We start from the raw sequence: 26,820 nt of genomic DNA on the forward strand, positions 1-26,820 counted from the left end.
CGCTAAAGCTCGTCCCAGCTTCGACGTGTCGGATCTGGCTGCGGGTTGTGGACTTCGTTCAGGAGCCAATCCCTGAACGCCACGATCCTGGCATCATCTGCGGCTGCCTGCGGGTAGACCAGGTGATAGGCGAAGTCGGGTGCAACCTTGATGCCCAGGGCGAACGGCCGCACCAACCGGCCTTCGGAAAGATCGTTTGCCACCATGGCGAATTCGGCGAGCGCCACTGCATTGCCGTCGAGCGCGGCCTGCACCGCATCCGATGAGCTGCCGAAGACAATGGTCCGGCTGTCATCGAAATCGTCGACACCCGCGGCCGCCATCCACATGCGCCAGTTCGGCCAGGTCACGCCTTGCCGCGACCACGCGATATGGGCGAGCGTGTGATGGAAGAGATCGCGCGGCTCCTTCAGCGGCGGTCCCGCCCTGAGCAGCGCCGGACTGCACACGGGAATGATCATGTTGTCGAACAGGCGATGGCTGCAAAGCCCCTGATATTTCCCGGTGCCGAAGCGGATACCGACATCGACGTCGTCACGATCGAAGTCGCGCACTTCATAGGAGATGTCGAAGCGCAGGTCGATCTCAGGCTGGTGCCTGCGAAAATCGTCGACGCGCCGCATCAGCCATTTTGTCGCGAACTGCGCGTCGAGCGTAATCTTCAGCAAAGCCGTGCCGCGCGTCATCTTGTGCGCTCGCGAAACCGCCCGGCCAAGCAGGTCGAGCGCGTCGGCCGAGGCCTCGAACAGCACCGTACCCGCCTCGGTCAGCCTGATGGTGCGGCTGGTGCGCGTGAACAGCACGAGGCCTAGCTGATCCTCGATCTCCTTGATCTGGTGGCTGACCGCCGCCGGCGTCAGGCCGAGCTCATCGGCGGCGCGGGTGAAATTGAGGTGCCGGGCCGCCGCCTCCAGCGTCCTCAGGGCACGCGTTCCCGGCAGCAGGCGGGCCATCAGCGCGGGATGATTTTTGGCAGGATCATCGCCTCGGATCCACAAATAAAACTTGATGATCTAGAAAGAACTACTCGTTTCCCTCTTAAATTTCAATCCGGCATGATGTGACCATCGAGAAACTATCAAACCGGGTTTGATATCCGGATGGAACGGATCACGTCATGTCACACATCGTTTTGAAGTCTCCTTCTGCCGGGCCAGTCTGGCTGCGCGCGGCAATTGAATGGCTCCACCACGCGAAAATCGCGATCAACCTCCGGCCTGAGCACAGCCTCCCGCGTGAAAATATCGAGGACCTCTCGGACCGCCAACTGCGCGACATCGGCGCCGAGCGGAAGGATGTCGCCCGCGCCATGGACCGGGAGCTGGGCCGGCTGGGATTGCTCGACATTGGCTGGCAATTGCCGCGGAAATAGAGGGCAGTAGGCAGTAGGGAATAGGCAGTGGAAAGAGAGAATACTGCTATTCCCTACTGCCTACTGCCTACTGCCTACTGCCTTCCCCTACCTCACCACCTTCACCACCGTCCTGTCCGACAGTAGCGGCAACAACCGCGCCATCGTGCGTGCCGTCACCGCCACGCAACCTTGCGTCGGCGTGAAATCGGCTCGTGCCAAATGGAAGAAGATGGCGCTGCCGCGCCCGCGTCGGCGCGGCGCGATGTTCCAGTCGAGCACCAGGCAGGCGTCATAGAGCCGGTCGGCGCGCCGCATCCGCTCATGGCTGGCGCCATAGGGGATCTTCACCGGGCGGTTGTAGTTGCGGTCGTCGGGCACTTCGCACCAGCCGAGGTCTGGCCCGATCGGCGCCATCGCCAGTCGGGTTTTGCGGCCCTCGGAAAAATGGTCTCCGCGAAAATATCCTGATAGGATCCGCATCGAGGCGAGCGGCGTGGCGCCGTCGCCTTCGCGCTTGCCGGCCGAGATGCCGCCGCGTCCCAGCGCGCATGGAAACACCAGTCCGCCGGCCTGCAGGAGCCCTTGGGCAGCATTGCCGGGCCTGGCCCGCACGGTGAGCACGCGAACCCCTTTTGGCAAAAATGCGCCGGCTGCATTGCGCTGCCGTTTTTTCTTGTATGATCGTGTCACGGAACAAATCACTGTGATCGGCTGTTGTGTCGGTCAACTTCAGCATAAACGGGGGGCGGTCAACTGAATTTTCTTTTCAAAACAACGGATTGATCCATGACCTCACGCACCATTCTGATCGTTGACGATGATGACGACCTGCGCGGCACACTCGTCGAACAATTGTCCCTCTACGAGGAATTCGATGTCCTGCAGGAAGCAAACGCCGCCAAAGGCGTCGCCGCGGCCCGCGGCGGCCTCATCGATCTGCTCATCATGGATGTCGGCCTGCCCGACATGGATGGCCGGGAGGCGGTGAAGATACTGCGCAAGGGCGGCTACAAGGCGCCGATCATCATGCTGACCGGGCACGACACCGATTCCGACACGATTCTCGGTCTCGAAGCCGGCGCCAACGACTATGTGACCAAGCCGTTCCGCTTCGCCGTGCTTCTGGCCCGCATCCGCGCCCAGCTTCGCCAGCACGAGCAGAGCGAGGACGCCACCTTTTCGGTTGGTCCCTACACTTTCAAGCCAAGCCAGAAGCTTCTGATCGACCAGCGCGGCACCAAGGTGCGGCTGACCGAGAAGGAAGCCTCGATCATCAAATATCTCTACCGCGCCGACCAGAAGGTGGTGACGCGTGACGTGCTGCTCGAGGAAGTCTGGGGCTATAATTCCGGCGTCACCACGCACACGTTGGAAACCCATGTCTACCGGTTGCGCCAGAAGATCGAGCGCGATCCTTCCAATGCGGAAATTCTTGTGACAGAAAGCGGCGGCTACAAGCTGGTTCCTTAAACATTTCATCATCTATTAAGCGGTCGGGACGAGGACTGCGTTCCGGTACGATCCTGAAACTGGAGGAGGTTCCGGGTCGAGCTAGGGCAACTCCAGGAAAAGTGTGAAACGGTTTTCCGTCCGGAATTGCTCCGAAACAAAGAGATAGAGCGGTTCGGCGTTTCCGTGAAACGATGAACCGCTCTAGAGGGAGGCGTCGGACTGTCGGTTCGGGGACATAGCTAGATGGCGCTGGATGACGATATCCGCATCCTGTCCACCGTGAGGCTCTTCGAGGACTTTACGGAGGAACAATTGCGTCTGCTCGCCTTCGGCGCAGAAACCACCATGCTGCAGGCCGACCACAAGCTCTACCGCGAGGACGATGTGGCCGATTCCGCCTATATCGTGGTCAGCGGGCGTATCGTGCTCTATCGCGAGCAGAATGGCGATCGCGTGCCGATCGGCACGGCCGGCCCCGGCACGATTCTAAGCGAACTGGCGCTGATCGCCGACACCAACCGGCTGACCAGCGCCTTCGCCGAAATCGATTCGGAAGTGCTGCGGCTCAGCCGCAAGATGTTCCGCCGTATCCTGGAGGAATATCCCGATATCGCGGTGCATCTGCACCAGCGCATCTCCGAGGATTTCCAGGCGATGATCCGCCGCATCGAGAAACTGGCAACGCGTTTCGACGGCTGAGCCGCGGCGGCAATCGGCACTACTCTAAATCGAACCGCGCTATCACCGGCACATGGTCCGAGGGCCGGTCCCAGCCGCGCGCCAGCCGCAGGATCTCGTAGCCGGTAAAGTTCGGCACCAGGTTTGGCGACGACCAGACATGGTCCAGCCGCCGGCCGCGATCCGATGCTTCCCAATCCTGCGCGCGGTAGCTCCACCAAGTGTAGAGCTTCTGCTCATGCGGCACGTTGAGCCGCATCAGGTCGATCCAGTCGCCGGCCAGCCGCATCGCCTCGAAACTTTCCGTCTCGACCGGCGTGTGGCTGACCACCTTCAGGAGCTGCTTGTGCGACCAGACATCGTGCTCGAGCGGCGCGATATTGAGATCCCCGACCAGGATCGACCCTGACACCTCGTCGTGCTCGGCGCGGATGGCGTTCATTTCGGCGACGAAATCCAGCTTGTGCCTGAACTTGCGGTTGATCTCCGGATCGGGCTCGTCGCCGCCGGCCGGGACATAGAAATTGTGCAGCAGGATCGCCTTGCCGCCCGCCCGCACCGTGACCGACAGATGCCGGCTGTCGTCGATCTCGCAGAAGCGCCGCTTTTCGACCACCTCGATCGGCCGGCGCGCCACGGTCGCCACGCCGTGATAGCCCTTCTGGCCGTGGAAGGCGATGTGCTCGTAGCCGAGCTTGCGGAAGGCCTTTTCGGGAAACAGCTCGTCGGGAACCTTCGTTTCCTGCAGGCAAAGCACATCCGGTGCCTGCTCCTGAACCAGGCGCTCGACGATCGGCATGCGCAGGCGGACGGAATTGATGTTCCATGTGGCGACGGAAAAGGGCATGCGCAGGATCCAGCGGGCGACGCCGGAACCTGCCAGCCGCAGGCCTCAAAAACAAGCTGAGCCGCGCCCTGCGGGGCGCGGCTCGCTTCTATCCACAGCTATCGAGATGGTTTAGCGCGACTTGGTGTTGAGCTCGCGATTGGCGGTGTAGTCGATGGCGAAGGTGTCGGGAGCGAAGTTGACGCCTTCCTTGACGTTGAAGATCATCACCGTCGTGTCCTTGCCTTGCGCGTCGGTGATGGTCCACTGGCGCAATTCGTAGGATTTCGGATCGAACATCATGGTGATCTTCGAATTGCCGAACACCGATTTGTCGGCGAGCTGAATGGTCGTCAGGTCGTTCTCTTCCTTGACGCTTTTGACGCGGCCGCCGGAGAGATCGATCCTGTTGTCGAGCAGCAGCTTGAGCGGCGTCTTCGACAGCGGGTAGAGGTCGGACGTCTTCAGCCTCTTGTTGAGGATGACCACCGATTGGCCGTCGGAAATCACCCTGAAATTCGACGCTCCGTCATAGTTGAAACGAATCTTGCCCGGCCGTTCCAGGAAGAACTTGCCGCCGGTCTGTTCGCCCTTGGGCCCGAACTGGACGAACTCGCCGCTCATCGATTTGACGGAGGAGAAGTGGTCGGCGATCTTCTGCGCCGTCTGTGGCACCGCCGCTTGCGCCGAGGCCAGCAACTGGAATCCGGGCACGACATTGACGGCCGCGGCGCCGGCGAGCACCAGGCCGAAACCAAGCAGCTGGCGGCGGTTTGGGGCGAAAGATGAGTTGTTCATGCCGGTCACTCTCTTGTGGTTCGTCTATTATCGTAGTCTCTGGGCCCCCAGTTGGGCTTAAGTTTGGCGGATCGATCAGGCTCAGCCTATCAACGCACCGCAAGGTCCGAAGGTTGCCGGCCGGCGGTCTATTGCACCGCCCCGGCCAATCAGAACTTGTCGTCCTCCGTTGGCACCAGGATCTCGCGCTTTCCGGCGTGGTTGGCCGGGCCGACAATGCCTTCCTTCTCCATCTTCTCGATGATCGAGGCGGCGCGGTTGTAGCCGATGCCGAGCCGGCGCTGGATGTAGCTGGTCGAGGCCTTGCCGTCGCGCAGCACCACCGCGACCGCCTGGTCGTAGGGATCGTCGGAATCCTCGAAATTGCCGCCGCCACCGCCGCCAGATCCGCCCTTGCCCGACGGTTCGTCGTCGTCCTCGTCGTCGTCCTCGGTGATGGCGTCGAGATATTCCGGCACGCCCTGCAGCTTCAGATGCGCGACGATCTTCTCGACCTCGTCGTCGGACACGAAGGGGCCGTGCACGCGCTGGATGCGGCCGCCGCCGGCCATGTAGAGCATGTCGCCCATGCCGAGCAGTTGCTCTGCGCCCTGCTCGCCGAGGATGGTGCGGCTGTCGATCTTCGACGTCACCTGGAAGGAGATGCGGGTCGGGAAATTGGCCTTGATCGTGCCGGTGATGACGTCGACGGAAGGGCGCTGCGTCGCCATGATGACATGGATGCCGGCGGCGCGCGCCATCTGCGCCAGGCGTTGCACGGCGCCTTCGATGTCCTTGCCGGCGACCATCATCAGGTCGGCCATCTCGTCGATGATGACCACGATATAGGGCATCGGCTCGAGATCGAGGTTTTCCGTTTCGTAGATCGCCTCGCCGGTCTGCCGGTCGAAGCCGGTCTGCACCGTGCGCGAGATCTTCTCGCCTTTCTTGTCGGCTTGGCTGACGCGGGCGTTGAAGCCGTCGATGTTGCGCACGCCGACCTTCGACATCTTGCGGTAGCGATCCTCCATCTCGCGCACCGTCCATTTCAGCGCCACCACCGCCTTCTTCGGGTCGGTGACGACGGGCGTCAAAAGATGCGGGATGCCGTCATAGACCGAGAGTTCCAGCATTTTCGGATCGATCATGATCAGCCGGCAGTCCTGCGGCGTCAGCCGGTAGAGCAGCGAGAGAATCATGGTGTTGATGGCGACCGACTTGCCCGAGCCGGTGGTGCCGGCGACCAGCACATGCGGCATCTTGGCAATGTCGACGATGACCGCCTCGCCATTGATGGTCTTGCCGAGCGCCAGCGCCAGCTTGGCCTTGGTCGTCTCGAAATCGCGGCTGGCCATGATCTCCCTGAGATAGACGGTCTCGCGCTTGGCGTTCGGCAGTTCGATACCGATGGCGTTGCGGCCGGGCACCACGGCGACGCGGCAGGCGATCGCGCTCATCGAGCGGGCGATGTCGTCGGACAGGCCTATGACCCGCGACGATTTGATGCCTGGCGCCGGCTCGAGCTCGTAGAGCGTGACCACCGGACCCGGGCGCACGGCAATGATCTCGCCCTTGACGCCGAAATCCTCCAGCACGCCTTCGAGCAGGCGCGCATTCTGCTCCAACGCATCCTTGGACAGGCTGGCGTCGCGCACCACATTCTTGGGCTCGGACAGGAAATGCAGCGACGGCATCTCGAACGTGTCCGAGCCGATCAGCGAGGTCTGCGCCTCGCGCTGGACGCGGGCGCCCGGAGCCGGGCGCGGCGCCGGCGCTTCGACTCGCGTCGCCGCGTCGGAGCGGAAGTTCTGCACCTTCGCATTGGGCGCGGCGCGGCGCTGGCCCGTCGGTTCCGGCGCAAAGTCCATATCGTCGTCATCGTCGAAGACATCGGCATCATCGGGGTCGAGCGAGGCGCTGCGGTCGTTGACCATGGCGGCGAAGAATTCCGGTTCGACGCGGGCGCGGCCATCCGGGCTCATTCGCGCCTCGGCGAACTCGGCCGACTCGACCCGCTCGGCGGCACGCCGCCAGGCGCTGGGACGCGGTTCCATCTCGGGTTCGAAATCGTCATGCTCGCGGCGCCGTGCGGCGCGGCGGCGAAGATAGCCACGAAACGACAGCCACCAATGGGTGATGGCGCCAAGCGCCAGTATGCCTTCGTCGTCCTCGTCCTCGTCATCGTCGAAGAGCAGCTCGTCCTCGCGCGCATCGGGCGCGGCCGGCTCATCTTCCATCACGGCAAAGCCGTTCTTGCGGGCAATCAGCGCCGAACCATAGGCAAACAGCCATAGCGCCGGCGCGGCCAGAATCACGGCGATCACACTGGCGATGAGGCCGGTCGGATAACCGCCGATGAGCAGGCCGGGGATATGGAGCACCATGTCGCCGAACACGCCGCCGAGGCCGGTTGGCAGCGGCCAGGTCTTGGGCGGCACCACGCAGCCGGCGATCGCGGCGGCAGTGAGCGCGAAGCCGAACCAGGCAAGCCCGCGCTTCGGCAGCCGGTCGACGCCGCGCGCCGAAAACAGCAGAAATCCCCAGATCACCGCCGGCACCAGGGCCGCCACGGCGGCGAGCCCGAAGAACTGCATGGCAATGTCGGAAAAGACAGCGCCGGCATAGCCCATGGCGTTGGTGACGATGTTGCCGGTGGCGTGGGAGAAGCTCGGATCGGCGACGTTCCAGGTGGCGAGGCTGGCGACGCCGAAGGCGACCAGCGCAAACAGGCCGGCGCCGACCAGCCGGCCGACCTGGCGCCGCGCGAACGCCCGGATGCCCTGCCCTGTATCGGCCAGCGCGAGCGGTGCTGAAGCCCCTGAACGCATGCTCTTCCCCGTCTGTCATTGCCCGGCCCGAGCGCATGACGCACTCCGGCAGATTCGGACACCAGAGTATCGGCGGGAAGGTTAAAGCCGCATTAACTATAAGAGGTTGAGAGCGCTATCGCTTGTCACCGGCGGTTGAGCGGCACATTGCACGAGGTGCCCGGTGAAACAAGAAAGCCTCGCGAGCCAGAGCCAGCGAGGCCTTATCTTGACCGGGCGAAAGTGGGATTTCGCCCGCAGATCGATCCGGGGGGTGGATCGCGATGGGTTCTACCAGCAAGCGCAGCGAGCGCGGAATCACGATCGCTTGAGTCGTCTGTGAACCGGCGACACCGGCAGACCCACATGGCGGGCACTGGCCCGCCATCGGCGCACAAAAAAAAGAGGCCCGGAAAATCTCCGGGCCTCAAGGCGTGAGCCCCTTACGGGAGCGTCACGACGGGATGGGAGGATGCGGGGGCGACCGAGGCCGCCCCTAACAGGGCTTACGGATGGTAGGCCGCTTCGCCGTGCGAGGTGAGGTCGAGACCTTCGCGCTCGGCATCGGCCGTCGGGCGCAGGCCGACGATCATGTCGACGATCTTGTAGAGGATGGCGCTGCCGATGCCCGACCAGAGCACGGTTACCAGCACACCCTTGAACTGCGCCCACAACTGGGTGGCGGTGCCGGCATAGCCGGCGGCGAAGTCGGCCGTCGAATAATCGACGATGCCGGCGCCGCCGAGAGCGGGATTGACCAGGATGCCGGTGCCGAGCGCGCCGATGATGCCGCCGACGCAGTGGATGCCGAAGACATCGAGGCTGTCGTCATAGCCGAACTTGTTCTTCACCACCGAGACGAAGAAGTAGCAGACGCAGGTGGCGACGATACCGAGCACGATGGCGCCCATCGGTCCGGCAAAGCCGGCGGCGGGCGTGACGGCGACGAGGCCGGTGACGGCGCCCGAAACGGCGCCAAGCATGGACGCCTTGCCGCGCAGCACTGTTTCAAGCACGATCCAGGTCAATGCCGCCGCCGCCGTGGCGACGAAGGTGTTGGCCATGGCCAGCACCGCATAGGCGTTCGCCTCGAGGTTCGAACCGGCGTTGAAGCCGAACCAACCGACCCACAGCAGCGAGGCGCCGACCATGGTCAGCGTCATCGAGTGCGGCGCCATGACGTCCTTCTGGTAGCCGATGCGCTTGCCGATCATCAGCGCGCCGACAAGGCCGGCGATGCCCGCATTGATGTGAACCACGGTGCCGCCGGCGAAGTCGATGGCGCCGAAGCTGAAGATGAGCCCGGTCGGGTCGCTATAAGCGCTCGGGCCGCCCCAGAACCAGACCATGTGCGCGATCGGGAAATAGACGAAGGTGACCCACAGGATGGTGAAAAGGATCACGGCGGAGAACTTGATGCGTTCGGCGAAGGCGCCGACGATCAGGGCAGGCGTGATACAGGCGAAGGTCATCTGGAAAAGGACGAACACCAGTTCCGGAATGGCGACGCCCTTGGTGAAGGTTTCCGACAGCGTCGTCACGTCGACGCCGGAAAGAAACATCTTGGAGAGGCCGCCGACGAAGGCATTGCCGGGCGTGAAGGCAAGGCTATAGCCGTAGAACACCCAGATGATCATGACCACGCAGGTGATGGTGAAGACCTGCATCAGCACCGACAGCATGTTCTTGGTGCGAACCAGGCCGCCATAGAACAGCGCAAGGCCGGGAACGGTCATCAACAGCACCAGCACTGTGGAAACCAACATCCACGTCGTGTCGCCCTTGTCGACAGTGAAAGCCGGCGCCGCCGCTGGCGCGGCGGCTGCGGGAGCAGTTGCTTCCTGCGCGAAGGCGGCAACCGTGCCCAGCGCCGCGAGCGTGGCCGCGCCCAGCAGCGCGGTGCGCGCCGCTGATTTCAAGGTGGAAGAAATATTCATTGAACTCTCCATTGGAATACGTGCGCGGCTCAAAGCGCGTCGGTGTCTGTTTCGCCCGTGCGAATGCGCACGGCCTGGTCGATGCCGAAGACGAAGATCTTGCCGTCGCCGATCTGTCCGGTCTTGGCCGCGGCGGTGATGGCTTCGACGGCCTTGTCGACCATGTCGCCGCCCACCGCGACCTCGATCTTGATCTTCGGCAGGAAGCTGACTGCGTATTCCGCCCCGCGATAGATTTCAGTGTGTCCCTTCTGACGCCCGTAGCCTTTGACTTCGGTGACGGTCAGGCCCTGGATGCCGACTGCGGTGAGCGCTTCGCGCACCTCGTCGAGCTTGAACGGCTTGATGATTGCCATCACGATTTTCATAAGGTTTCACCCTTTGCTGTTGCGGGTCCCCCGCGTTTGCACGACTTCGCCGATCCCATGAGAGCCGGAGAGTACCCACGAGGATTCAAGCTCCGTGCCAATTGCCGAAGCAGCCCATTAACCTGTTGTAAACAAAGAGATTAGCCGGCCATCAGCAGCCGACTGTTCAGAGTTGCGGCACTGCGCCTGATTAAAAAATAGGCAATTTTTGGAAAATGCCTATTCCGCGGGCGGACGCCTCAGCCGGATAAGGCCTTCCTGCGCAACCGAGGCGATCAGCGTGCCGTCGCGGGCAAACAGCGAACCACGCGTGAAGCCTCGCGACCCTTGCGTCGAGGGGCTGTCCTGCGTGTACAGGATCCAGTCGTCGAGCGGATGGCTGCGGTGGAACCACATGGCATGGTCGAGGCTTGCCGCCTGGATGTCGCGGTCGAAGATGGCGCGGCCATGCGCGAAGGTCGAGGTGTCGAGCAGCGTCATGTCGGAGAGATAGGCGAGCACGGCTGCCTGGATAGCGCGGTCGGCAGGCACCGGGCCGGTGGTGCGTATCCAGATGTTCTGCTTCGGCTCCAGTTTCTCGCGACTGGTATAGTGCTTCAGCATCACCGGCTTCATCTCGATCGGCCGGTCGCGCTCCCAGTAGCGCCTGATGCCGTCGGGCACGGCCTCGCCGAACTTGCCCAGCAATTCGCGCTGCGACAGCAATGTGTCGGGCGCCGGCACGTCCAGCGGCATCGGCACCTGATGTTCGAGGCCGACTTCGTCCTGCTGGAACGAGGCCTCCAGCGAAAAGATCGCCTGGCCGTGCTGGATCGCCACGACGCGGCGCGTGGTGAAGGAGCCGCCGTCGCGGATGCGGTCGACTTCGTAGATGATCGGCACCTTGGTGTCGCCGGGCCGCATGAAATAGCCGTGCAGCGAATGTACGTGGCGTTCGGGCTCGACCGTTCGCTGCGCCGCGACCAGCGCCTGGGCGATGGTCTGGCCGCCGAAAATCCGCTGCCAGTCGAGTTTGGGGCTGCGACCACGGTACAGGTTGTGTTCGAGCTTCTCGAGGTCGAGAATGTCGAGTAGCTCGTCCATGGCCGCCGTCATGTTTCGCGCCCTTACAGCAAAAGTGTTATGGCGGTTTCCGACAGGAATGGCGGGCAGTCAAGGCCGGAAGGAATTTGGCCGGAAGGGAATTTGCCATGGTGGACCGCAAGGCGAACGCAAAAAACTCGCTAGACGTTCTGGTCGCCGGCGCCGGCTATGTCGGGCTTGCCGCTGCGGTATCGCTGAAACAGGCGCGTCCGAGCCTCGCCATCGCCGTCGTCGACGCCGCACCAGCCGGCGCTTGGCAAAAGGACCGCCGCGCCTCGGCCATCGCCGCCGCCGCCTGCCGCATGCTCGACCAGCTCGGCGTCTGGGCGAAGATCGCGCCGGAGGCGCAGGCGATCACCGAGATGATCGTCACCGATTCGCGCACGGCAGATCCGGTGCGCCCGGTGTTTCTCACTTTCGACGGCGAGGTCGCGCCTGGCGAACCATTCGCCCATATGGTTGCCAACAGAGACCTGAACGGCGCCTTGCGTGGCAGTGCGGAAAAACTCGGCATCGACATTATCGAGGGCGTTGCCGTCAGCGCCTTCGATCCGAGCGGCGCCGGCGTCACCGTGCATCTTGCCGATGGCGCGATGCTGAAGGCGCGGCTGCTGATCGCTGCCGACGGCGTCAATTCGAAGCTGCGCGACATGGCCGGCATCAAGACGGTGAAATGGGAATATGGCCAGTCCGGCATCGTCTGCACCGTCGCCCACGAGCGCCCGCACAATGGCCGCGCCGAAGAGCATTTCTTGCCGGCCGGCCCTTTCGCCACATTGCCGCTGAAGCCTGGCAAGGACGGCAACCGCTCGTCGATCGTCTGGGCCGAGCGAACGGAGGATGCGCAAAAGCTCGTCGATGGCGACGATCTCGTCTTCGAGCATGAGCTTGAACTGCGTTTTGGCCTGAAGCTCGGCGAAATCCGCGTCGCCGACAAGCCGCGCGCCTGGCCGCTCGGCCTGACGCTTGCCCGTGCCTTCGCAGCACCCCGCATCGCGCTGGTCGGCGATGCCGCCCATGGCATCCATCCGATCGCCGGCCAGGGCCTTAATCTCGGCTTCAAGGATGTCGCGGCATTGGCCGAAGTGGTGGTCGAGGCCGACCGGCTTGGCCAGGACATCGGCGCGCTGGACGTGCTCGAGCGCTACCAGCAGTGGCGGCGCTTCGACACGGTGCAGATGGGCGTCACCACGGACGTGCTCAACCGGCTGTTTTCCAACGACATCGGCCCGCTGCGCGCCGTACGCGACATCGGCCTCGGCCTGGTCGAGCGCATGCCGCGCCTGAAGGACTTCTTCATCCGCCAGGCATCCGGCCTGTCCGGCGACACGCCAAGGCTGCTCAAGGGCGAGGCGATCTGACCGACTCGCGACAGGCCAGGGTGTGTTGAGATTCAGGTCAGGCCGAGTCGAGAATGGCGGATTCCGAGAACCGGAGCGGAGCGTACTTTTGGGTACGTGAGCACCGGAGGCGCAGGAAGCCGCCATTCGCAGGCCGGCATCACCTGAATATCGGCACACCCTAGTTGACCTCGAAGCCGAGTTTCTGCCGCAGCCGCAGCATGCGTTGGTCGGATATCTGCAGGCGCTGCTCGCCGGTCTGCGCTACACGGTTCACCATCTGCAGCAGATCGTTTCGCTCCGTCACGTCGAGACGTTCGCGCAGGAACGGCGCCAGCTTGTCGATGACGATCGTGGTGTCGTCGATCTGTGATGCCGCCCATTTGGCGTAGACCACCGCCTCGTCCATCTTTTTCTTGGTGTCTGCGATCTCCGAAATCACCGAACGAATGATAGCTTCTCGCTCCGGCAGCACGGGGCCGTTCTCGGACACGATGGCAGTGATCAGCGTGGCGGCTGCCACGACCGGATCATCGATCGCCGTCAGCGGCGAAAGCGCCGCCTGCTTGCGCAGCTTCTTGCGCCTTATATTGCCTTGCACACGCCCAACGACGTCGGCAACTTCACGCGCGGCGTCGTTCATGGCCTTCATCCGATACCACCAGAACGCCGCCGCGCCCAGCAGGCCAAGTACTGCAATCAGAAAAGGCATGCCAAATTCCCCCAAGCCTCGGTGAGGATAAGAGAAGTGGCGTTTGGCTTCAACACGCAAAAGTTGCGCCCATCGAAGAATCCGGGGCGTTCCTTCACAGCGGCTTCTGTCTAGGAACCAGGCACGTTGTAGATCGCCCTAACCTCGATGGTGCCGATCTCGGCCAGCGGAATCGCGCCGGCGATCTCCAGCGCCTCGTCGAGATCCCCGGCCTCGATCATGACGAAGCCGAGCAATTGCTCCTTGGTCTCCGTGAACGGACCATCGGTGACCAGACGCTTGCCTTTGCGCCGCCGCACCGACTTCGACGTCTTCACCGACTGCAACGCCTGCGCGATGATCAGCTTGCCCCGCTGGTCCAACGACCTGTCATAAGCCAGCGAATCGGCGTCGAGCTTTGCCAACCTGTCCGGGGTCATGGCGTGAAGATCTTTTTCTTCGCCGTAGACCAGGCAAACATATTTCATGTCTATCTCCCTTGTTGTGAGGAACCATAGGATGCCGCCACCACGGTGTCAGCCGCACCTTTGCCTGCCGCGTGATCAAGAGAACATACGGCGACCCCGATGATGGCGACCGCCGCCAGCAGCCGGCCGAAACCGGAAGGCGGCGGATGCAACCAGTAATCTTCCTGCCGCACGACCTTGCGACCTGGCATCTTCCACAGTGCGAAAAACAGATTGTCCATGTGAACCTCCATCCGGCCGCGAAATCCGCGACCGCCCGCAGGACGGTTGAGGCCGATGGAAATCGACATTTTTGCACGCCCATTTTTTTCAAGAAAAAATTCAACCCAGCCGCCAACTTGGCGCAGCTGCGCAAAGAGCGCGGTGGTCTTCGACCGCGCCCGCGCTATAGTCGTAGAGAACGCCGGCGCCGGGCCGGGCAGTCAACCAAGGAGAATTTCATGGACCGCACCGCAAACGCCGTCTGGAAAGGCAACCTCAAGGAGGGCAAGGGCACGCTCGACAGCCAGAGCGGCACCCTGAAGGGCACGCCCTATTCGTTCAAGGCACGCTTCGAGGACGAGAGCGGCAAATCCGGCACCAATCCGGAAGAGCTGATCGCCGCCGCCCATGCCGGCTGCTTTGCCATGCAATTCTCCCACTTCCTCGCCGAGAACGGCACACCCGCCGACGAACTCGACGCCAAGGCGGTCGTCACGCTGGTTCCCGGCACCGGGATCACCGGCAGCGCGCTCACGGTGGTCGGCAAGGTGCCGGGCATCGATGCGGCGAAATTCAAGGAATTGGCCGAAATGGCCAAGGCCGGCTGCCCGGTGTCGAAGGCGCTCGGCGCCATAAATGTCTCGCTCGACGCCAGGTTGGGTTGAAGCCTAGCCTTCGGCGAGCGGGCGATCCTTCGCGCCCCCCTCTGCCCTACCGGGCAGAGGGGGGAGATCGGCAGCTTCGCCGTCCCGCCCTCTTGCAGCATTGTAGATTGGCGAAAGCCGAGGTGACGTTCAATCTCCCCCCTCGTGGGGGAGATGTCCGGCAGGACAGAGGGGGGCGCTGTCCCTCCGACATCTCGAATGATTTGTTAGCGGCCTCCGCCGCTCAGCGCTTCCAGCTTCGCGCGCAGTGCGGCGACCTCATCCTCCAGTGCACGCACCCGGCCTTCGAGATCGGACACCGGCCGAGGCGCTTGCCATGGCGTCGCTACTGCCGGCACCTCCACTGGCCCGCTCAGAAGATGCACATAGCGCTCCTCGCGCTGGCCCGGCGCCCGGTCGAGCAACTGAACCAGCGGCGGCCTGCGGCCGATCAGAAGGTCGAGGTCGCCGCGAAGCGCCTCGATGGAAGAGAACCGCGCCATGCGCTCGGCTCGCGCCAGCAATTCATGCGCCGTCTGCGCGCCGCGCAACAGCAACAGGCCGATCACCGCGATCTGCGACGAGGTCAGCGAAAAGTGCTGCGCGACAGTGTGCTCATAGCGCTCGACGCGCGATGCGAAGGCGCGCCTGACCAGACCTTTCTGCTCGAGCTGGCCGAATGCCCTGGCGATCTCGCCGAGCTCCAGTGCCATCACCGGTTCGCGCGCCGTCTTCTGGTTGGCGGCTTGATGCGCGGCATTGAGCGTCAGCGGATAGATATCGGGCGTCAGTTCCTTCTTCTCGATCAGGCAACCGAGCACGCGCGCTTCGGCGGGGGAGAGGATGGGAAGGTCATCGCTCATTGAATGGCTTCCTTTTGGATGATCTTTCCCGTCCGGCTACACCCTTCGCTCCACCATCATCTTCTTGATCTCGGCGATCGCCTTGGCCGGGTTGAGCCCCTTGGGGCAGGTCTGGGCGCAGTTCATGATGGTGTGGCAGCGATAGAGGCGGAACGGGTCTTCGAGATTGTCGAGCCGTTCGCCCTTGGCCTCGTCCCGGGAATCGATCAGCCAGCGATAGGCCTGCAACAGCGTCGCCGGGCCGAGATAGCGGTCGCCGTTCCACCAATAGCTCGGGCAGGAGGTCGAGCAGCAGGCACACAGGATGCACTCGTAAAGCCCGTCGAGCTTTTCGCGGTCCTCATGGCTCTGCAGCCATTCCTTCGCCGGCTGCGGCGACACCGTCTTCAGCCATGGCTCGATCGAGGCGTGCTGGGCATAGAAATTGGTGAGGTCGGGCACCAGGTCCTTGACCACTTGCATATGCGGCAGCGGATAGACCTTGACCGCGCCGGAAATGTCGTCGCAGCCCTTGGTGCAGGCCAGAGTGTTGGAACCGTCGATGTTCATGGCGCAGGAGCCGCAAATGCCTTCCCGGCAGGAGCGGCGCAAGGTCAGCGTCGGGTCTATCTTGTTCTTGATCCAGAGCAGCGCGTCGAGCACCATCGGCCCGCAATCGTCCATGTCGACGAAATAGGTGTCGATGCGCGGGTTCTCGTCATCGTCCGGCGACCAGCGATAGATCCGGTACTCGCGCAGATTGGTCGCACCTTCCGGCTTCGGCCAGGTCTTGCCCTGCTTGATCTGCGAATTCTTGGGGAGCGTCAGTTCGACCATTACCTCAGGTCCTTTCGGATGACGAGCTTCAGCCCGGACCAGATTTCGTTCACGGAGGCGACCTTGACGTCGACAAGGTCGAGCTTGAGCGCTTGCGTGCGGATCACGTCTTCGGTGACGTCGGTCGGCACCTTCGACGCCTTCTTCGGCCAGGACACCCAGACCATGCCGTCACGCTTGATCGCCGCCTCGACATCGGCGAGGCGATCCTCGATCTCGGCACGCTGCCGGGTGAAGGCGTGGACGGCATCGTATTTCAGGACAGCGCCGGAAATCTTCGACCAGTCCGCCAGCCTGTCGACATGGGCGAAGTCCACAGCATCGGGCAGATCGCCGAGTTCCGCCGGCAGAGCGATGAAAGCCGCGGTCATCCCGTCCTTCAGGCCGAGCTTGGCCGGCAGGGGCGTGCCGGAATATCCCGTGGCCGCCAACGCCATGGTCAATACACCCTGGCCTTGGGCGCGATCTTGGCCGGGTTGATGCCGCCGTCCGCTTCCTTGAGCAGCAGGTCGGTATGCACCGGCCGGTAGCTGAGCGTCACCTTGCCGTCTTCGCTGAGCCGCGCGAGCGTATGCTTGCGCCAGACCGCGTCGTCGCGAGCCGAGAAATCTTCCCGCGCATGCGCGCCACGGCTCTCCTTGCGCGCCGCCGCGCCATGGACCGTGGTGATGGCATTGGCCATCAGGTTTTCCAGCTCCAGCGTCTCGACCAGATCGGAGTTCCAGATCATCGAGCGGTCGAACACCTTGATATCCCCAAGCTCGCCCCAGATCTGCGAAATGCGCTTGCAGCCACTGTCCAGCGAGTCCTGCGTGCGGAACACCGCCGCGTCTTCCTGCATCGCCTTCTGCATCTTCTCGCGCAACACCGCCGTCGGCGTCGAGCCGTTGGCGTGGCGCAACTTGTCGAAGCGATCCATGATCTTTTCGACCGAAGCTTCGTTGGGCGATGGGATCGCCGATGTGCGGTCGATCACCTGGCCGGCGCGGATCGCCGCCGCGCGGCCGAACACCACCAGATCGATCAGCGAGTTCGAGCCCAGCCGGTTGGCGCCGTGGACGGAGGCGCAGCCGGCTTCGCCGACCGCCATCAGCCCGGGCGACACCTGGTCGGGGTTCAAGGCAGTGGGGTTGAGCACCTCGCCCCAATAATTGGTCGGCACGCCGCCCATATTGTAGTGCACCGTCGGCAGCACCGGGATCGGCTCCTTGGTCAGGTCGACGCCGGCAAAGATCTTTGCCGATTCCGAAATGCCGGGCAGCCTTTCATGCAGAACCGCCGGATCGAGATGGTCGAGATGGAGAAAAATATGGTCCTTCTTCGGCCCGACGCCGCGGCCTTCGCGGATCTCCAGCGTCATGCAGCGCGAGACCACGTCGCGTGACGCTAGGTCCTTGGCCGACGGCGCGTAGCGCTCCATGAAACGCTCGCCCTCGGAATTGACGAGATAGCCCCCCTCGCCGCGCGCGCCCTCGGTGATCAGACAGCCGGCGCCGTAGATGCCGGTCGGGTGGAACTGAACGAATTCCATATCCTGAAGGGGGAGGCCGGCACGTGCGGCCATGCCGCCGCCATCGCCGGTGCAGGTATGCGCCGAGGTTGCCGAGAAATAGGCGCGGCCATAGCCACCGGTCGCCAGCACCACCATCTTGGCCGAAAAGCGATGGATGGTGCCGTCGTCGAGGTTCCAGGCGACGACGCCGGTGCAGGTGCCGTCCGGCTCCATGATCAGGTCGAGCGCGAAATACTCGATGAAGAACTGGGCGTTGTTCTTCAGCGACTGGCCGTAGAGCGTGTGCAGCATGGCGTGGCCGGTGCGGTCAGCGGCGGCGCAGGTGCGCTGCACCGGCGGCCCCTCGCCGAAATTCATCATCATGCCGCCGAACGGCCGCTGGTAGATCTTGCCCTCCTCGGTGCGCGAGAACGGCACGCCGTAATGCTCGAGCTCATAGACGGCGGCAGGCGCCTGCTGGACCATGTATTCCTGCGCGTCGATGTCGCCCAGCCAATCCGAGCCCTTGACCGTGTCGAAGAGATGCCACTGCCAGTTGTCGGGCCCCATATTGGCGAGCGAGGCGGCGATGCCGCCCTGCGCCGCAACCGTATGAGAGCGCGTCGGGAACACCTTGGTGATGCAGGCGGTGCGCAGGCCCTGCTCGGCCATGCCGAGCGTGGCGCGCAGGCCGGCGCCGCCGGCGCCGACGATCACGACGTCGAATTTGTGGTCGACATAGGTATAGCCTGCCGGGTTGGCTGTTTTCGCGTCCTTGGCCAAAATCAGCCTCCGAATGCCAGTTTGAGCAGGGCGAAGAGCGAAGCGACGCCGACCGCTATGGTAAAAAATGTGTTGAGCGCGATCAGCGCCAGCTTCATGCCCTCGCCATGAATATAGTCCTCGATGATCACCTGCATGCCGAGCCGCATATGGTAGAGGCCGGAGATGAGCACCAGCGCCAGGACCAGCGCCACGAACGGATTGGCGAGCGCCGCGCGCACTTCGATATAGCCATGGCCGTTGAGTGCGATCAGGAATCCGACAAAGAACAGGATCAGCGGGATGTTGGCGATCGCCGTCAGCCGCTGCCGCCAGAAATGCCCGGTGCCCTCGCGGGCCGAGCCAAGGCCGCGGACCTTGGCCAGCGGCGTGCGCATGTCGGTGTTGGTGCCTCTCATGTCAGGCTCCCCGCGCCATGTAGCCGGCGATCCAGATCAGCAGCGTCAGCACGATCGAGCCGGCTAGCGTGGCCCAGGCGATCTTCGACGCGGTGTGCTTTTCCAGGCCGGCGCCGGTGTCCCAGACCAGATGGCGCACGCCGCCCAGCATGTGGTGCATCAGCGCCCAGGTGTAGCCGAACAGCACCAGCCGCCCCAGCCAGGAACCGAACGCCCAGTTGACCCAGTCGAAGGTGGCTTGCGAGCTCGCCGCCGCCATCAGCCAAACAGCGACCAGCAACGTGCCGAAATACAGCGCGCCGCCGGTGATGCGATGGATGATCGACATCGTCATGGTGACCGGCGGCCGGTAGACGCTCAGATGCGGCGAAAGCGGCCGTTCACGTCTGGCAGTTGCGCGGGTGGCTGGTGATTTGCTCATGGCTCCCCCAGTTCGACATCTCTGGAGCCCCAGGTGGAAATGCGGCATTGCCGCTTCCGGTTGCGACTTCGGACAGCCGGTTTCTAATGCTCTTTTTGCACCGCGTCAAAGCCAGAAAACCGTTTCGAAAACGTAATTTAGTCTGACAAAAGCGGCGGTCTTTGCTTCAATCGATTAGGGCGCGACCGGGAGCCGGCGCAATGTTCGCTGCAGTGCGGTAGGTCTATGGAGCTCAAGGCCCGGATGTGTCGAGATGCAGGTCAGGCCGAGTCGAAAACAGTGATTACCGAGAACCGGCCTACGCCGGCCGTAGCCTTCGGGCGGAGGTGCCTACGAGGGCTTCGGTCGGCGAAGGCCGGAACGGAGCGTACTTTTGGGTGCGTGAGCACCGGAAGCGCAGGGAACCACTGTTTGCAGGCCGGCCTCACCTGAATATCGGCATGCCCTAGCGTTTGCAGGCCAGCGGCGTCTTCCCGCCCTTCATCACCAGCGCTTCACGACCGTCGATCACGATTGCGTCATGCGCCTGGCCGAAACGGCTGCTTTGATTGGCTGGCGAGGCCGGCAGATCCTCGCTGGTGCCGTCCGGGCCAAGCACGTGGACCGACGTGCCGAGGTTTTCAATTGTCATCTTGCCGCCATCGGCGCAATTGTAGGTCGCTGTGCGCGGCTGCGGCGTCAGATCGGCGGCAGCGTCGGCCGCGCCCGCATTTCCGGATTTCGGCGCATTGGTCTGCGAGACGCATGCCGCGGCAACCAGCAATGGGCCCAGAACCAGCGTCATCCGAACCGTCCGGTATAACGCCATGAGCTGTCCTCCGCGCAGCAAACCAGCCGCCATGCTAGATCAAGGTCGTTCGGCGACATTCTTAGCCACCTCGACACCGGCCGCGATGGTGCGGGCAAGCATGGCCGAATGATGGCCACCGGATATTAACCATGTTTGCCGAGACCTTGGGTCAAACGAGGTTGCCCTCTTAACAAAGGTTAATAAAAGGTTAATTTCTGATTCGAGGAGGCTTTGCCCCTAACCAAGGAGGGATGCCATGCGTTCGAATTCAGGCAGATCACGCCTTCCGGCGCTTGTCCTAGTGGCGTTGGCCACCGGTTTCGCCGTGCCGGCGCTCGCGGAAGGCCATCGCGACCGCGTCTATGCCGATTCCTTCGGCAATCTCGTCATCGAGAGCTCCGCCGGCTACAAGCGCATCCTCGTCGGTGAGGGCAAGCTGGCCAAGGAATTGTCGGACTACACCGGCGCCGGCCAGCCGAGCGTCGTCTATGAAAACGAATCCGACGATGTCTCCGCCCGCGACTGCTACAGGCCACCGGTTTTCGTGAAGGGCCGCAGCTATATGTACGGCCTTTCCGACGGCGAGATGCCCGAACTCAGCCCCTGCCGTTAACCTCTACGCCCCTACCCCGTATTGGCGACCGGCTGGACCGGGCCGAGCGAGATGCGCACGCGATCGCGCCCGCCGCGCTTGGCCTGATAGAGCGCTTCGTCGGCGCGCTGCGTCAGGCCGGCGAAGCCTTCGCCTGGCTGAAGTTCGGCAACACCGAAGCTCGCCGTGCAGCGATGATCCTTCGGCAGCCCTTCGACCGGCAGCGTGCCGAACGCATTGCGCGTGCCTTCGGCGAAGAGCCGGGCGGCGGCGAGGTTGGTTCCCGGCAGGATAATGGCGAATTCCTCGCCGCCGAGGCGGCCGGTGACGTGATGGTCGGCTGCCGCCTCGCGCAGCAAACCGGCAAAGGCCTCGATGACCCGGTCGCCGGATGCATGGCCGAAATTGTCGTTGATATTCTTGAAATGATCGAGATCGGCGATGACCAGCGTGACCGTAATACCCTTGCGCGCGGCCTCACGCATGGCGCGCTCGGCATGGCGCTCGAACCCGCCCCGGTTGAGCAACCTTGACAGCGTGTCGATCTCCGATCGCGACCTGACCTCGACCAGCACGTCACGCACCATGATGACCAGGATGAGAAGCGCGATCGCCAGGGCGAACATGGTGCCGAGCGACTGCGACACCAGGGCGTAATTGCTCTGCAGATAGGCCTGCGGATTGGCGCCCCAGCCGCCCAGCGCGGCGGCAATGAACGGCTTTGAGACGAATTGCAGGGCGCTGGCGCCCAGAACGGCCATCAGCACATGGTCGAGCCGGTCACGTCTTTGCCTGGACGACCGGACGATGCCGAGGCCGACGAATTGCATGGCGGCATAGGGAAGCTGGTAGGCCATCATGCGGACCAGCGACTGACGCGGCAGATCCTGCACCGCATAGACGGCGATGGAGGCCGCAGCCAAGAAGACCAGCATCGGCGTCCAGGGCGGCGCCACCTGGTATTTATGGGCAAGCCCTCCATTGAAGGCGATGGTGGCGCCCAGGAAAACCGAGAAGCCCGCGACGACCGCGGGCCGCGCATTGTCGAAGACCGGAATGGCGAATTCGATGGCATAGTAGGCCATCCCGAGCAGATAGCCGAAGGCCAGCCAGCGCGCCGACGCCCGCCCCACATCGTAGAGCGTGATCGCCATGAAAGCCGCTGCCAGCAAGCCTGCGACGAACAGGTTGATTGCAAGGATGAAGTTCGCGCCGCCCATATGGTTTTCCACGCCCCCAGCGCGACAGCAAATCACCGATGGCCGAAAAAGACGTTAACGGCAGCCTGCTAGAGCATGATGCCGAAAAGTGTGAAGCGGCTTTCGGACGACATCATGCTCCATCTCTTTGATTTAGAGCCGGATTCAGATTTCCTGAAACCATCCGGCTCTAGGCCGAGGATAGGCCGGCCTTGAGCGCCGCCGCCGGAACGACGACCATTTCTGGTCGCTCCTGGAACAGGCGCACGCTGTCGCGGCCACTTCTTTTGGCCTCGTAGAGCGCCTCGTCGGCACGGTGCATCAACAACTCCAGCCCTTCGTGGCTGGTGCGGGCCGCGACGCCGAAGCTCGCGGTCACCCTGGTGCCCGGAGGCAGGCCGTCAACGCTGCCCGCCGAGTGCAGCGTGCGCACGGCTTCGGCGAACAGTCTTGCCGCGGCAAGGTCGCTCAGCGGCAGCAGCACCGCGAACTCCTCGCCGCCGATACGGCCGGCAACGCCGCGCGCGCCGGCGGCCGACCGAAACTTGGCGGCGAAGTCGGCGATCACGCGATCGCCCGCCGCATGCCCATGCAGGTCGTTGAGCGCCTTGAAATGATCGAGGTCGGCGAGCACCAGCGCAACCGGCAATCTGGCCGTGATGCAGTGCTGAAGGACCAGCGTCGCGCGCTCCTCGAAGCCGCGGCGGTTGAGCAGGCCCGACAGCGAATCGGTGTGGGTCTCGGTCTTCAGCGCCTTCATCACGTCGAGCCCGGCCGCGCAGATCAGGCAAAGCGCAATCAGCAGCGACAGCAGCGCATGCGACAGAAGCGCAGTCGTCCAGTAGGACGAGGTGTAGAGGTCGGCATAGTTGTCGAACCGTCCATGCGCGATGATGACGATCAAGGTGCGCACGAAGAAGTTGAGCCCGGAAAGCAGCGACAGCACGAACAGGATCATTTCCGTCGGACCCTCGTTGCGCACCACGCGCAATTCGGCGGCAACGAGCAGGCTGAGGCCGCCGAAGGCGAAATTGATCACCAGGATCCGCCAGGTGAGATCGGGCTGGGCGAACATGAACCAGCAGAGAGCGGCTAGCCCGCCGCCCGACAGGACGCCGATCCCCACATAGGGCACGCGCCGCCCATAGCGCGCCACCACCGCGCTGCACAAACAGCAGGAGGCAAGGCTGAAGCATGTAATGGAGAGCAACTTGGATGGCATCAGGCCGATGGGCAGTGTGAAGGCCTGAAACAGGAAGCCGGCCGCCGAGAGCGAGTAGGCCGCGGCAAGTGCGACCAGATAGGGGCGATGGCGTTGATAAAGCCATAGAACGAGGAACGACGCGCCGAGCGCCAGCGCGATCGTCGGGTTGAGCAACGCTATCAGCAGACCGGTGTCCAAAGGACTATGACTTCCCCTCGCTTACGGGAAGACCTTAAGGCGGAAGACCAAACAAGCGGTTAAGCAAATTCGAATATGCCGGAAAGTCGTAGCCGAAAATCGTCAGGCCGTCGCGAAGAAGCCTTGGAAGGGATCGGCCCAAACAAAACCCCGAACCGCATCGCGGCCCGGGGTTCGGTATACGAGAATCCGGACTGCCGCGGCCCGGTCTATTTCCACTCCCGAATGTCGACGAAGTGGCCGGCGATCGCCGCCGCCGCCGCCATCGCCGGCGACACCAGATGGGTGCGGCCCTTGAAACCTTGCCGGCCCTCGAAATTGCGGTTCGAGGTCGAGGCGCAGCGCTCATGCGGCTTCAGCCGGTCGTCGTTCATGGCAAGGCACATCGAGCAGCCCGGCTCGCGCCAGTCGAACCCGGCGGCGACAAAGATCTTGTCGAGACCCTCGGCCTCCGCCTGTTCCTTGACCAGTCCGGAGCCCGGCACGATCATGGCATCGACATGCGGGCTGACTTTTTTGCCTTCGACCACCTTGGCGACGGCGCGCAGATCCTCGATGCGGCCGTTGGTGCAGGAGCCGATGAAGACGCGGTCGAGCGAGATGTCGGTGATCTTGGTTCCCGGCGTCAGCCCCATATAGTCGAGCGCGCGCTGCTTGGAGGTGCGCTTGTTCTCATCAGTGATATCGTCCGGGTTCGGCACGATGCCTTGCACCGACACGACATCCTCGGGCGAGGAGCCCCAGGAGACGATCGGCGGCAACTTGGCCGCGTCGAGCACGATGACCTTGTCGAAATGCGCGCCCTCGTCGGACTGCAGTGTCTTCCAGTAGGCAAGTGCTGCATCCCACGCCTCGCCCTTGGGCGCGCGCGGCTTGTCCTTGACATAGGCGAAGGTCGTCTCGTCCGCTGCGATCAGGCCGGCGCGCGCGCCGCCCTCGATCGACATGTTGCAGATCGTCATGCGGCCTTCCATCGACAGCGAACGGATCGCCTCGCCGGCATATTCGATGACATAGCCGGTGCCGCCGGCGGTGCCGATCTCGCCGATGATCGCCAGGATGATGTCCTTGGCGGTAACGCCTTCTGGCAGTACGCCGTCGACGCGCACCAGCATGTTCTTGGCCTTGCGCTGGATCAGCGTCTGCGTGGCCAGCACATGCTCGACTTCCGAAGTGCCGATACCATGCGCCAGCGCGCCGAAAGCGCCATGCGTCGAGGTGTGGCTGTCGCCGCAGACGATGGTCATGCCCGGCAGCGTGAAGCCCTGCTCCGGCCCGATGATGTGGACGATGCCCTGGCGGATATCGTTCTCCGAATAATACTCGACACCGAAATCCTTGGCGTTCCTGGCCAGCGCCTCGACCTGGATGCGGCTTTCCTCGTTCTTGATGCCGAACTTGCGCTCCGGCGAGGTCGACACATTGTGGTCGACGACGGCCAGCGTCTTTTCCGGATGCCGGACTTTCCGGCCGCTCATGCGCAGGCCTTCAAAGGCTTGCGGGCTGGTCACTTCATGGACGAGATGGCGGTCGATATAGAGCAGGCAGGTGCCGTCGTCCTGGCGGTCGACGACATGGTCGTCGAATATCTTGTCGTAGAGGGTGCGCGGTGCGCTCATTTGCGTAAATCCGTCGATATGAAAATGGGAAGGGGAGGCACCGGGTCGGCCCGGCGAAAAACGGTTCAGCGAAGTCGGCTGGTCAGAGCGCCAGAAACGCGCGCGGAGAAACGCGACGGCAGGCGTTTTCTGTCCTGCAGCACGAAACCCTTGTAGGCCGGATCGCCAAAAAGCTCTTCCATGGCGCTGCTCATATCAATGTTTTGGGTTTTCGGCAATTGGCGGCCGCCTTCGCAGAACCTGGGTTCCTCGCCCCGCAAAGCGGGGGAGAGGAACAATCGCCAGGCTTACTCAACCACTTCAAACACGAACGTCTTGACCAACGCTTCGGGTTCGGCGATCGCATAGCAGCGGAACCAGGGACTTTCCTCGACCGGCCGCCATTTCTTCGCCCGCTCCAGTTCGCCGAACACAGCCTGAAACCCGCCGCTCGCAAAAACCTGGTCGCGCACGGTGAAGATGGCGTGGCCGCCCTTTTTCGTGATGCGCACCAGTTCATGCAGGCCGGAAGCCGGCGCGTGGCTGATGGTGAACACGCCGGTCGAGAAGAAGGCGCGGAAATGGCCGTCCGGCCAGGGCAGCGGCCCGCCGAGCATCGCCTGTTTCAGCTCGCTGTAGGCCTGCCGGCTGCCGGCGATCTTGAGCATGTCGTCGGAGAGATCGAGCCCGGCAATGTCGTCATAGCCGAGCGCCTTGAGCGATGGCCCCGACAGGCCCGTGCCGCAGCCGGCGTCGAGCAGCGGCCCTTCGCCCGCCGGCACATGGCGCGTCACCCAGGCGGCGATCAGGAACGGCAGGAGATAGCCGAGCGCGGCGGTCTCGCTGTCATAAGTCGCGGCCCATGCGGCATAGGCGCCAGCCAAGGCTTCCGGCGTCTCGGCGGTGTAGACCGAATCCAGCGCGGCATTGGCCTTGTCGACGATCATGGGATTCTCCGGCATTGGCTTTCCCCTGATGTAGTGCCGTCTTCGCTTGCCTTCTATTCCTCATGCTGGCGGCGTAGCCGTTTCTCCAGCGCGCGCAAGGCCAGTGACAGGCCGACGGTCAGTATGAGGTAGATATAGGCGACGATGGAATAGGTCTCGAAGAAGCGGAACGAGCCGGCGGCGTAGATCTTGCCCATCTGGGTGATGTCGGCGACACCCAGCACCGAGACCAGCGAGGAATCCTTGACCATGGCGACGAAGTCGTTGCCGAGCGGTGGCAGGATGGTGCGGATCGCCTGCGGAAACACGATCAGACGAAAGCGTTGCGCGCGCGTCAATCCAAGCGCCTTCGCCGCTTCGATCTGGCCCTTCTCGACCGCCTGGATGCCGGCGCGGAACACTTCCGAGATGAAGGCGGAATAGCCGATGGTCAGCGCCATGATAGCGCGCCACAATAGCGACACGTCGCGCACCAGTAGTTCACCGAGGAGGCCGGCGCTTTGCAACGGCGCGGTCAGCGCGTTCCAGGCCGCGACGAAGGCCGGCGCACCGGCAAAGGCGATCCAGAACAACAGCACCAGGATCGGCACGCCTCGAATGATCTCGACATAGAAGCGGGCGATCTGGCGCAACCACCGCGAATGGGACAGCCCCATCAGCGCAACGCCGAGCCCGATAGCCGAGGCCAGCGCAAAGGCGACCACGGTGACGAAGACGGTGATGCCGATGCCCTTGGCGACGGTGGCGAAGACCTGGGCGTAGAGATCGCTGGCGGCGATGAAGACGGCTGCGGCCAGCGCGAGTGCGATCGCCGCGGCAAGCCACCAGGGGAAGTCGGTTTTGGAGGTGGAAGATGCGGGAGGCATCAGGGCG

The 26,820-nt window shown here is 63.4% G+C and carries 30 protein-coding genes; 6 read left to right on the plus strand and 24 right to left on the minus strand.

All coding sequences use genetic code 11. The features are described 5' to 3' along the window. Positions 1-2: 2 nt before the first annotated feature. Entirely contained in the window at positions 3-953 is a 951-nt protein-coding gene (gene gcvA, locus C9427_RS23740; RefSeq protein ID WP_107651561.1) for a transcriptional regulator GcvA, read from the minus strand. A gap of 164 nt (positions 954-1,117) precedes the next feature. On the opposite strand from gcvA, the gene C9427_RS23745 reads away from it, so the two are divergent. Then, entirely contained in the window at positions 1,118-1,372 is a 255-nt protein-coding gene (locus C9427_RS23745; RefSeq protein ID WP_107651514.1) for a hypothetical protein, read from the plus strand. An 87-nt stretch (positions 1,373-1,459) separates the two neighbouring features. Here C9427_RS23745 and C9427_RS23750 read toward each other — a convergent pair whose 3' ends face one another. After that, complete coding sequence (locus C9427_RS23750) at positions 1,460-1,975, minus strand: L,D-transpeptidase family protein (protein ID WP_167434460.1); 516 nt, start codon at positions 1,973-1,975, stop codon at positions 1,460-1,462. Between the two features lie 165 nt (positions 1,976-2,140). On the opposite strand from C9427_RS23750, the gene C9427_RS23755 reads away from it, so the two are divergent. Together C9427_RS23755 and C9427_RS23760 are read left to right on the plus strand one after the other, a co-directional pair. Next, the gene (locus C9427_RS23755) at positions 2,141-2,824 is read left to right on the plus strand and encodes a response regulator transcription factor (protein ID WP_097577199.1); all 684 of its coding nucleotides are present in this window, start codon (positions 2,141-2,143) and stop codon (positions 2,822-2,824) included. Between the two features lie 225 nt (positions 2,825-3,049). Then, positions 3,050-3,505, plus strand: coding sequence for a Crp/Fnr family transcriptional regulator (locus tag C9427_RS23760; RefSeq protein ID WP_107651516.1), 456 nt, complete (start codon positions 3,050-3,052; stop codon positions 3,503-3,505). 19 nt (positions 3,506-3,524) lie between these two features. On the opposite strand, the gene C9427_RS23765 is transcribed toward C9427_RS23760, so the two are convergent. The 6 genes from C9427_RS23765 to tesB form a co-directional block, all read right to left on the minus strand. Next, positions 3,525-4,331 (minus strand): exodeoxyribonuclease III, encoded by an 807-nt coding sequence (locus tag C9427_RS23765; protein WP_107651517.1) that lies wholly within the window; start codon positions 4,329-4,331, stop codon positions 3,525-3,527. Between the two features lie 111 nt (positions 4,332-4,442). Continuing rightward, positions 4,443-5,108: an outer membrane lipoprotein carrier protein LolA gene (locus tag C9427_RS23770; RefSeq protein ID WP_107651518.1), complete on the minus strand. Its 666-nt coding sequence runs from the start codon at positions 5,106-5,108 to the stop codon at positions 4,443-4,445. Between the two features lie 149 nt (positions 5,109-5,257). Beyond that, entirely contained in the window at positions 5,258-7,915 is a 2,658-nt protein-coding gene (locus C9427_RS23775) for an FtsK/SpoIIIE family DNA translocase (RefSeq protein WP_107651519.1), read from the minus strand. Positions 7,916-8,400: 485 nt separating this feature from the next. Continuing rightward, complete coding sequence (locus C9427_RS23780) at positions 8,401-9,831, minus strand: ammonium transporter (protein WP_107651520.1); 1,431 nt, start codon at positions 9,829-9,831, stop codon at positions 8,401-8,403. A 29-nt stretch (positions 9,832-9,860) separates the two neighbouring features. Continuing rightward, positions 9,861-10,199 carry a P-II family nitrogen regulator gene (locus tag C9427_RS23785; RefSeq protein WP_097575604.1) on the minus strand — a complete coding sequence of 113 codons (339 nt, stop codon included), beginning with the start codon at positions 10,197-10,199 and terminating at the stop codon, positions 9,861-9,863. A gap of 219 nt (positions 10,200-10,418) precedes the next feature. Next, positions 10,419-11,294 carry an acyl-CoA thioesterase II gene (tesB, locus tag C9427_RS23790; protein ID WP_107651521.1) on the minus strand — a complete coding sequence of 292 codons (876 nt, stop codon included), beginning with the start codon at positions 11,292-11,294 and terminating at the stop codon, positions 10,419-10,421. Positions 11,295-11,389: 95 nt separating this feature from the next. Here tesB and C9427_RS23795 point away from each other — a divergent pair, with 95 nt between their 5' ends. Further along, complete coding sequence (locus C9427_RS23795) at positions 11,390-12,643, plus strand: ubiquinone biosynthesis hydroxylase (protein ID WP_107651522.1); 1,254 nt, start codon at positions 11,390-11,392, stop codon at positions 12,641-12,643. A 160-nt stretch (positions 12,644-12,803) separates the two neighbouring features. Here C9427_RS23795 and C9427_RS23800 read toward each other — a convergent pair whose 3' ends face one another. From C9427_RS23800 to C9427_RS23810, 3 genes are all read right to left on the minus strand, one after another. Continuing rightward, a complete protein-coding gene (locus tag C9427_RS23800; RefSeq protein ID WP_107651523.1) occupies positions 12,804-13,334 on the minus strand; it encodes a hypothetical protein in 531 nt (176 codons plus the stop codon). 110 nt (positions 13,335-13,444) lie between these two features. Beyond that, the gene (locus tag C9427_RS23805; protein ID WP_107651524.1) at positions 13,445-13,801 is read right to left on the minus strand and encodes a YciI family protein; all 357 of its coding nucleotides are present in this window, start codon (positions 13,799-13,801) and stop codon (positions 13,445-13,447) included. Positions 13,802-13,803: 2 nt separating this feature from the next. Further along, positions 13,804-14,091, minus strand: coding sequence for a hypothetical protein (locus C9427_RS23810; RefSeq protein WP_245437157.1), 288 nt, complete (start codon positions 14,089-14,091; stop codon positions 13,804-13,806). 150 nt (positions 14,092-14,241) lie between these two features. Between C9427_RS23810 and C9427_RS23815 the strand changes: the two genes are divergently transcribed. After that, positions 14,242-14,667, plus strand: coding sequence for an OsmC family protein (locus tag C9427_RS23815; RefSeq protein WP_107651562.1), 426 nt, complete (start codon positions 14,242-14,244; stop codon positions 14,665-14,667). Between the two features lie 206 nt (positions 14,668-14,873). Here C9427_RS23815 and C9427_RS23825 read toward each other — a convergent pair whose 3' ends face one another. The 7 genes from C9427_RS23825 to C9427_RS23855 form a co-directional block, all read right to left on the minus strand. Next, positions 14,874-15,509, minus strand: a complete 636-nt coding sequence (locus tag C9427_RS23825; protein WP_107651526.1) for a YceH family protein — start codon at positions 15,507-15,509, stop codon at positions 14,874-14,876. A gap of 36 nt (positions 15,510-15,545) precedes the next feature. Further along, positions 15,546-16,325: a succinate dehydrogenase iron-sulfur subunit gene (locus C9427_RS23830; protein ID WP_097575611.1), complete on the minus strand. Its 780-nt coding sequence runs from the start codon at positions 16,323-16,325 to the stop codon at positions 15,546-15,548. Beyond that, positions 16,325-16,762 carry a DUF3052 family protein gene (locus tag C9427_RS23835; protein WP_107651527.1) on the minus strand — a complete coding sequence of 146 codons (438 nt, stop codon included), beginning with the start codon at positions 16,760-16,762 and terminating at the stop codon, positions 16,325-16,327. Before C9427_RS23835 ends, C9427_RS23830 begins: the two co-directional genes overlap by 1 nt. A 2-nt stretch (positions 16,763-16,764) precedes the next feature. Further along, complete coding sequence (gene sdhA, locus C9427_RS23840) at positions 16,765-18,600, minus strand: succinate dehydrogenase flavoprotein subunit (protein ID WP_107651528.1); 1,836 nt, start codon at positions 18,598-18,600, stop codon at positions 16,765-16,767. A gap of 2 nt (positions 18,601-18,602) precedes the next feature. Continuing rightward, positions 18,603-18,998, minus strand: coding sequence for a succinate dehydrogenase, hydrophobic membrane anchor protein (sdhD, locus tag C9427_RS23845; protein WP_107651529.1), 396 nt, complete (start codon positions 18,996-18,998; stop codon positions 18,603-18,605). Position 18,999: 1 nt separating this feature from the next. Further along, a complete protein-coding gene (gene sdhC / locus C9427_RS23850) occupies positions 19,000-19,419 on the minus strand; it encodes a succinate dehydrogenase, cytochrome b556 subunit (protein ID WP_107651530.1) in 420 nt (139 codons plus the stop codon). A gap of 445 nt (positions 19,420-19,864) precedes the next feature. Beyond that, on the minus strand, positions 19,865-20,203 hold the full coding sequence (locus C9427_RS23855; RefSeq protein ID WP_342587260.1) for a hypothetical protein: 339 nt from the start codon (positions 20,201-20,203) through the stop codon (positions 19,865-19,867). A gap of 262 nt (positions 20,204-20,465) precedes the next feature. On the opposite strand from C9427_RS23855, the gene C9427_RS23860 reads away from it, so the two are divergent. Beyond that, on the plus strand, positions 20,466-20,822 hold the full coding sequence (locus C9427_RS23860) for a hypothetical protein (protein WP_107651531.1): 357 nt from the start codon (positions 20,466-20,468) through the stop codon (positions 20,820-20,822). A gap of 11 nt (positions 20,823-20,833) precedes the next feature. On the opposite strand, the gene C9427_RS23865 is transcribed toward C9427_RS23860, so the two are convergent. The 6 genes from C9427_RS23865 to C9427_RS23890 form a co-directional block, all read right to left on the minus strand. After that, a complete protein-coding gene (locus tag C9427_RS23865) occupies positions 20,834-22,021 on the minus strand; it encodes a GGDEF domain-containing protein (RefSeq protein WP_107651532.1) in 1,188 nt (395 codons plus the stop codon). Between the two features lie 169 nt (positions 22,022-22,190). Continuing rightward, positions 22,191-23,402 carry a GGDEF domain-containing protein gene (locus C9427_RS23870; RefSeq protein WP_107651533.1) on the minus strand — a complete coding sequence of 404 codons (1,212 nt, stop codon included), beginning with the start codon at positions 23,400-23,402 and terminating at the stop codon, positions 22,191-22,193. Positions 23,403-23,611: 209 nt separating this feature from the next. Then, a complete protein-coding gene (leuC, locus tag C9427_RS23875) occupies positions 23,612-25,021 on the minus strand; it encodes a 3-isopropylmalate dehydratase large subunit (RefSeq protein ID WP_097575620.1) in 1,410 nt (469 codons plus the stop codon). A 65-nt stretch (positions 25,022-25,086) separates the two neighbouring features. Continuing rightward, positions 25,087-25,299: a hypothetical protein gene (locus C9427_RS34170; RefSeq protein WP_167434453.1), complete on the minus strand. Its 213-nt coding sequence runs from the start codon at positions 25,297-25,299 to the stop codon at positions 25,087-25,089. A 9-nt stretch (positions 25,300-25,308) separates the two neighbouring features. After that, positions 25,309-25,947 carry a class I SAM-dependent DNA methyltransferase gene (locus tag C9427_RS23885; RefSeq protein ID WP_107651534.1) on the minus strand — a complete coding sequence of 213 codons (639 nt, stop codon included), beginning with the start codon at positions 25,945-25,947 and terminating at the stop codon, positions 25,309-25,311. 53 nt (positions 25,948-26,000) lie between these two features. Further along, positions 26,001-26,813 carry an amino acid ABC transporter permease gene (locus tag C9427_RS23890; protein ID WP_107651535.1) on the minus strand — a complete coding sequence of 271 codons (813 nt, stop codon included), beginning with the start codon at positions 26,811-26,813 and terminating at the stop codon, positions 26,001-26,003. Between the last annotated feature and the right edge of the window lie 7 nt (positions 26,814-26,820).

The sequence above is a fragment of the Mesorhizobium helmanticense genome (assembly GCF_003034915.1).
GTDB classification, from domain to species: domain Bacteria; phylum Pseudomonadota; class Alphaproteobacteria; order Rhizobiales; family Rhizobiaceae; genus Mesorhizobium; species Mesorhizobium helmanticense.

Excerpts from the sequence above, each read along its gene's own strand:
- gcvA (WP_107651561.1), bottom strand. The coding sequence starts at position 953 with ATGGCCCGCCTGCTGCCGGGAACGCGTGCCCTGAGGACGCTGGAGGCG.
- C9427_RS23745 (WP_107651514.1), top strand. The coding sequence starts at position 1,118 with ATGTCACACATCGTTTTGAAGTCTCCTTCTGCCGGGCCAGTCTGGCTG.
- C9427_RS23755 (WP_097577199.1), top strand. The coding sequence starts at position 2,141 with ATGACCTCACGCACCATTCTGATCGTTGACGATGATGACGACCTGCGC.
- C9427_RS23760 (WP_107651516.1), top strand. The coding sequence starts at position 3,050 with ATGGCGCTGGATGACGATATCCGCATCCTGTCCACCGTGAGGCTCTTC.
- C9427_RS23765 (WP_107651517.1), bottom strand. The coding sequence starts at position 4,331 with ATGCCCTTTTCCGTCGCCACATGGAACATCAATTCCGTCCGCCTGCGC.
- C9427_RS23770 (WP_107651518.1), bottom strand. The coding sequence starts at position 5,108 with ATGAACAACTCATCTTTCGCCCCAAACCGCCGCCAGCTGCTTGGTTTC.
- C9427_RS23775 (WP_107651519.1), bottom strand. The coding sequence starts at position 7,915 with ATGCGTTCAGGGGCTTCAGCACCGCTCGCGCTGGCCGATACAGGGCAG.
- C9427_RS23780 (WP_107651520.1), bottom strand. The coding sequence starts at position 9,831 with ATGAATATTTCTTCCACCTTGAAATCAGCGGCGCGCACCGCGCTGCTG.
- C9427_RS23785 (WP_097575604.1), bottom strand. The coding sequence starts at position 10,199 with ATGAAAATCGTGATGGCAATCATCAAGCCGTTCAAGCTCGACGAGGTG.
- tesB (WP_107651521.1), bottom strand. The coding sequence starts at position 11,294 with ATGACGGCGGCCATGGACGAGCTACTCGACATTCTCGACCTCGAGAAG.
- C9427_RS23795 (WP_107651522.1), top strand. The coding sequence starts at position 11,390 with ATGGTGGACCGCAAGGCGAACGCAAAAAACTCGCTAGACGTTCTGGTC.
- C9427_RS23800 (WP_107651523.1), bottom strand. The coding sequence starts at position 13,334 with ATGCCTTTTCTGATTGCAGTACTTGGCCTGCTGGGCGCGGCGGCGTTC.
- C9427_RS23805 (WP_107651524.1), bottom strand. The coding sequence starts at position 13,801 with ATGAAATATGTTTGCCTGGTCTACGGCGAAGAAAAAGATCTTCACGCC.
- C9427_RS23810 (WP_245437157.1), bottom strand. The coding sequence starts at position 14,091 with ATGTCGATTTCCATCGGCCTCAACCGTCCTGCGGGCGGTCGCGGATTT.
- C9427_RS23815 (WP_107651562.1), top strand. The coding sequence starts at position 14,242 with ATGGACCGCACCGCAAACGCCGTCTGGAAAGGCAACCTCAAGGAGGGC.
- C9427_RS23825 (WP_107651526.1), bottom strand. The coding sequence starts at position 15,509 with ATGAGCGATGACCTTCCCATCCTCTCCCCCGCCGAAGCGCGCGTGCTC.
- C9427_RS23830 (WP_097575611.1), bottom strand. The coding sequence starts at position 16,325 with ATGGTCGAACTGACGCTCCCCAAGAATTCGCAGATCAAGCAGGGCAAG.
- C9427_RS23835 (WP_107651527.1), bottom strand. The coding sequence starts at position 16,762 with ATGGCGTTGGCGGCCACGGGATATTCCGGCACGCCCCTGCCGGCCAAG.
- sdhD (WP_107651529.1), bottom strand. The coding sequence starts at position 18,998 with ATGAGAGGCACCAACACCGACATGCGCACGCCGCTGGCCAAGGTCCGC.
- sdhC (WP_107651530.1), bottom strand. The coding sequence starts at position 19,419 with ATGAGCAAATCACCAGCCACCCGCGCAACTGCCAGACGTGAACGGCCG.
- C9427_RS23855 (WP_342587260.1), bottom strand. The coding sequence starts at position 20,203 with ATGACGCTGGTTCTGGGCCCATTGCTGGTTGCCGCGGCATGCGTCTCG.
- C9427_RS23860 (WP_107651531.1), top strand. The coding sequence starts at position 20,466 with ATGCGTTCGAATTCAGGCAGATCACGCCTTCCGGCGCTTGTCCTAGTG.
- C9427_RS23865 (WP_107651532.1), bottom strand. The coding sequence starts at position 22,021 with ATGGGCGGCGCGAACTTCATCCTTGCAATCAACCTGTTCGTCGCAGGC.
- leuC (WP_097575620.1), bottom strand. The coding sequence starts at position 25,021 with ATGAGCGCACCGCGCACCCTCTACGACAAGATATTCGACGACCATGTC.
- C9427_RS23885 (WP_107651534.1), bottom strand. The coding sequence starts at position 25,947 with ATGATCGTCGACAAGGCCAATGCCGCGCTGGATTCGGTCTACACCGCC.
- C9427_RS23890 (WP_107651535.1), bottom strand. The coding sequence starts at position 26,813 with ATGCCTCCCGCATCTTCCACCTCCAAAACCGACTTCCCCTGGTGGCTT.